This window comes from Paenibacillus forsythiae T98, assembly GCF_000520735.1.
GTDB lineage: Bacteria > Bacillota > Bacilli > Paenibacillales > Paenibacillaceae > Paenibacillus_AQ > Paenibacillus_AQ forsythiae.
The window spans coordinates 1-4128 of record NZ_ASSC01000094.1 but is presented as its reverse complement, the minus strand read 5'-3'; the positions used below and the strand labels follow the sequence as shown (position 1 = coordinate 4128).

Annotated in this window: 2 protein-coding genes and 1 pseudogene; 1 reads left to right on the top strand and 2 read right to left on the bottom strand. The window is 56.1% G+C overall.

All coding sequences use genetic code 11. The annotated features are described in order from the left end of the window. Together L692_RS34110 and L692_RS0103260 are read right to left on the bottom strand one after the other, a co-directional pair. A pseudogene (locus L692_RS34110) lies at positions 1–101 on the bottom strand (YqhG family protein); the annotation flags it as partial. Beyond that, complete coding sequence (locus L692_RS0103260; protein ID WP_025697169.1) at positions 98–1840, bottom strand: DEAD/DEAH box helicase; 1743 nt, start codon at positions 1838–1840, stop codon at positions 98–100. The pseudogene L692_RS34110 and the gene L692_RS0103260, both read right to left, overlap by 4 nt. A gap of 320 nt (positions 1841–2160) precedes the next feature. Here L692_RS0103260 and L692_RS0103255 point away from each other — a divergent pair. Then, positions 2161–4128, top strand: a 1968-nt coding sequence (locus tag L692_RS0103255) for an adenosylcobalamin-dependent ribonucleoside-diphosphate reductase (RefSeq protein ID WP_025697167.1), incomplete at its 3' end; no start/stop codon positions are given.

Below are 4128 nucleotides of genomic sequence, written 5' to 3'. Positions count from 1 at the left end.
TTGACGGTGACATGCACCGGCGATTTTTCGATGATTTGGCATTCCGTCGCATCCAGATAGTCCATTACATGCTTTTGCACCTGCTGAGGGGTCATGGTCATGGCGCGGCCTCGCTCTCACTGAGGACTCCATCCTTAAGTTCGGCCAGCGTCTGGCCGAGCTGCCCGACCTTGCTGCGGATTTCTTCGTCGCTTTCGGCCTCCAGCATGATTTTATACAGGCTTTTCTCCAGCGACTCCTTTTTCTCGAACCGTTCCAGAATGGTGTCCAGCCCGCCGATTACGGTCTCGAACAGGTTGATTTTTTCATGCAGCAGATGAAGAATATGCTCCTCGATGGTGCCGGTGGTGGAGAGGTTATAGATGACGACATCGTTCTGCTGGCCCAGCCGGTGCACCCGGCCAATGCGCTGCTCGACCCGCATCGGGTTCCAGGGAAGGTCGAAGTTGACCATATGGTGGCAGAACTGCAGATTGATGCCCTCGCCGCCCGCTTCGGTCGCGATCATCACCTGGGCGCGTCCGCGAAACAAGTCCATCATCCAGTCTTTTTTGCCGCGGTTCATGCCGCCGGAATAAGGGACGGCAGAAATGTCGTGCTCGCGGAAGTATTGAAGCAGGTACTCCTGGGTCGCCCGGTATTCGGTGAATACGATTACTTTTTCCTTTACTTCATTAATGAGGGAAATAGTCTTCTCCGCTTTGGTGTTGGCTTTAACCATCCGGATCTGCTGGAGCAGCTCAATCATCCGTTCCCGGCGGGGGGAGTCCTCGGGCAGCTTTTTCATCAGATTAACGAGTGTAACGAATACCGCATCCCGGCTGCTGCATACCTCGCGCTGCAAGGTGACGAGCGACAGCATGCTGCTTAAATTCCCGCCCGATTCCTGATACTGGTCTTTGACAAAAGCGGTAACCCCGTCATATAATGTTTGTTCTTCGGGTGAAAGCGTGAGCGGCACATTGCTGACCTTCCGTTTCGTAAAAGTGACCGGTCCTTCGCCCCGGCGGTTGCGGATCATCACCTTGGACAGCTCGCCGCGAAGCTGCTCTTCGTTCTTGGCCACGCGCTTGTCGACGACGAAATTCGCAGAGAAATCGCCCTGGTTCCCTAGCTGGCCCGGCTTCAGCAGCGTAATCAGATTGAATAGCTCGCCAAGGTCGTTCTGCACCGGGGTGGCGGTTAGCAGCAGGCAGTATTTTTTGCGGAGCTGCTGGACGAACTGGTAGTTGGTCGTCTTCTTGTTCTTCAGCTTGTGGGCCTCGTCGATGATGAGCATGTCGTATTCGCCGGAGATGATCCGCTCCTTATGGGGATCGCGCTTGGCCGTATCCATGGACGCGACAACGATATCGTTGTCCCAGGAGTACGCCTTCTTTTGCGCCACGGCCGAAATACCGAACTTCGTATTCAGCTCCCGGACCCACTGGAGCACCAGCGAGGCGGGAACAAGAATCAGCACTTTGGAGACGAGACCGCGCACCAGGTATTCCTTCAGCACAAGGCCCGCTTCGATCGTCTTGCCGAGGCCGACCTCGTCCGCCAGAATCGCCCGTCCCGACATGTCGAACAGCACCTTGCGCGCCGTGTCGAGCTGATGGGGCAGGGGAGACAGCGACGCCAGATGTTTCATGCATTGCAGCTCCTCGAAGCTCTCCACCAGCCCGGAAGCCTCGCCTTCCATCGCCAGCCGCGAGAGCCTCCAGTTCCCCCAGGGACCGCCTTTGTCGAGCCTCGACTCCAGGTCTTTCAGCCATTCACGTTCGAAGGAGGTCGGCACGGGAAGAACGATATCCTGGCCTTGTTCTTGCTCCGGGTTATTGCGAGGTAAGTGGGTCATGAGAGCGGTCTCCTCCTGCGGGCCTAAAGTTTACATAGTCAAATGTATAAGTAGTATGCGCGTAAAAGAGAGAATTCATAACTGCTATTTTTGGAGCCAGTCTCTAAAAACGGGAGAAACCAAGAGGAAACGCGGGCTGTGGCCATGTTTTTTCACAGGGGAAGGAGTATTTCGCTAAAGACTCTTTCCACAATATATGGTATAGTTTAAAGGCTGAATCACACAATATATAGTGACTAGTGCGGTAGTAGCCGTTTTTCGGAGAAGACCGCCTGCACAGGGATCGGAATACTAATCATACTTTCGGGAGGTTGTTTATATTGAGTATAGTGGAGCGCAAGCAGCGGCTGGAGGGGCTCAGCGAGAAGATCTTTTTGGACCGCTATGCCTGGAAGGACGCCGACACAAACAATGCCAAGGTGGGGGACGTCGTGCTTGTTCTGACCAAAGACGACCCGAAATTTCCTACCAAGGAAGTCGGGGAGATCGTGGAGCGCAGCGGCCGGATCGTAACGGTCAAGACCCGCAGCGGCGAGCTGGTGCAGTCCGAGGTGGAGAAGCTGACGCTTAATATAGAAAAAACACCGGAAGAAATGTGGGACCGCCTGGCAGGAGCCATGGCCTCCGTGGAGAAGACGCCGGAGCTGCAGCGCGAATGGACGGACAAATTCCGCAGCATTCTGGACGACTGGAAGCTCGTTCCGGGAGGCCGGATCGCGGCCGGAGCCGGAGCGAGCGACGAGCTGACGCTGTTCAACTGCTATGTCGTGCCCTCGCCAAAAGACAGCCGGGGGGGCATTATGGAAACTTTGTCCGAAATGACGGAAATTATGGCGCGGGGCGGCGGCGTCGGGATCAATCTGTCCTCGCTGCGTCCGCGCCGCGCCGTCGTCAAGGGCGTTAACGGGTCCTCCAGCGGGGCGGTATCCTGGGGCGGATTGTTCAGCTACACGACAGGACTGATCGAGCAGGGCGGAAGCCGCCGCGGCGCGCTGATGCTGATGATCAACGACTGGCATCCGGACGTGGCCGATTTCATTACCGTCAAGCAGACGATGGGCCAGGTGACGAATGCCAACCTGTCGGTATGCGTCAGCAACGGCTTCATGAAGGCGGTCAAAGAGGACCTGGACTGGGAGCTGGTATTCCCGGATACGACGGAGCCTGACTATAACGAGGTCTGGGACGGCGATCTGGATAAATGGAAAGCGGCGGGCCGCAAGGTGAATCATTACCGTACCGTAAAAGCGCGGGATATCTGGCATACGATCATCGAATCCGCATGGAAATCGGCGGAGCCGGGTGTCGTGTTCATGGAATATTACAACCAGATGTCCAACAGCTGGTATTTCAACCCGATTATCTGCACGAATCCGTGCGGCGAGCAAGGTCTGCCGGGCTGGGGGGTCTGCAACCTGTCCGCAATTAATCTCTCCAAGTTCTATGATGAGGAGAAGCAGGATGTGGCATGGGATGATCTCGGGACGACAACCCGCTATTCGGTGCGCTTCCTGGATAATGTAATCGACAAGACGCCGTATCATTTCCCGGAAAATGAAGCCAATCAGAAGCAAGAGCGCCGCGTTGGTCTTGGAACGATGGGTCTGGCCGAGCTGTTGATCAAGCTGAACATCCGGTACGGCAGCCCGGAATCGCTGGAATTCCTGGACAAGCTGTATGGCTTCATGGCCCGCGAAGCCTATTTGGCCTCTGCCGGGATCGCGTCGGAAAAAGGCTCTTTCCAGGCGTTCGACGCAGAGAAATACCTGCTGAGCGGCTTTATGAAAAATATGACCGAGGTGTACCCCGAAGTCGGAGAGGCCATCTCGAAGCAGGGCATGCGCAACGTTACGGTTATTACCCAGGCGCCGACAGGCAGCACGGGCACGATGGTCGGCACCTCGACCGGCATCGAGCCGTACTTTGCCTTCAAATATTTCCGTCAGAGCCGTCTCGGCTTCGACGAGCAGTTCGTGCCGATTGCAGAGCAGTATCTGGAGGCTCATCCGGGGGAAGAGCTGCCGGACTATTTCGTAACCTCGATGGACCTGTCCGCCAAGGATCACATCCGTGTGCAGGCGGCCATTCAGCGCTGGGTGGACAGCTCGATTTCCAAGACGGCGAACTGCCCGAACGACTTTACGGTGGAAGAAACGAAGGAGCTGTACGAGCTGGCCTTTGACCTTGGCTGCAAAGGGGTTACTATCTACCGCGACGGCAGCCGGGATGTACAGGTACTTCAGACGGAGAAGAAGGATGACAAGAAAGACGCTCCGCTGAAGGAGACA

Excerpts from the sequence above, each read along its gene's own strand:
- L692_RS0103260 (WP_025697169.1), bottom strand. The coding sequence starts at position 1,840 with ATGACCCACTTACCTCGCAATAACCCGGAGCAAGAACAAGGCCAGGAT.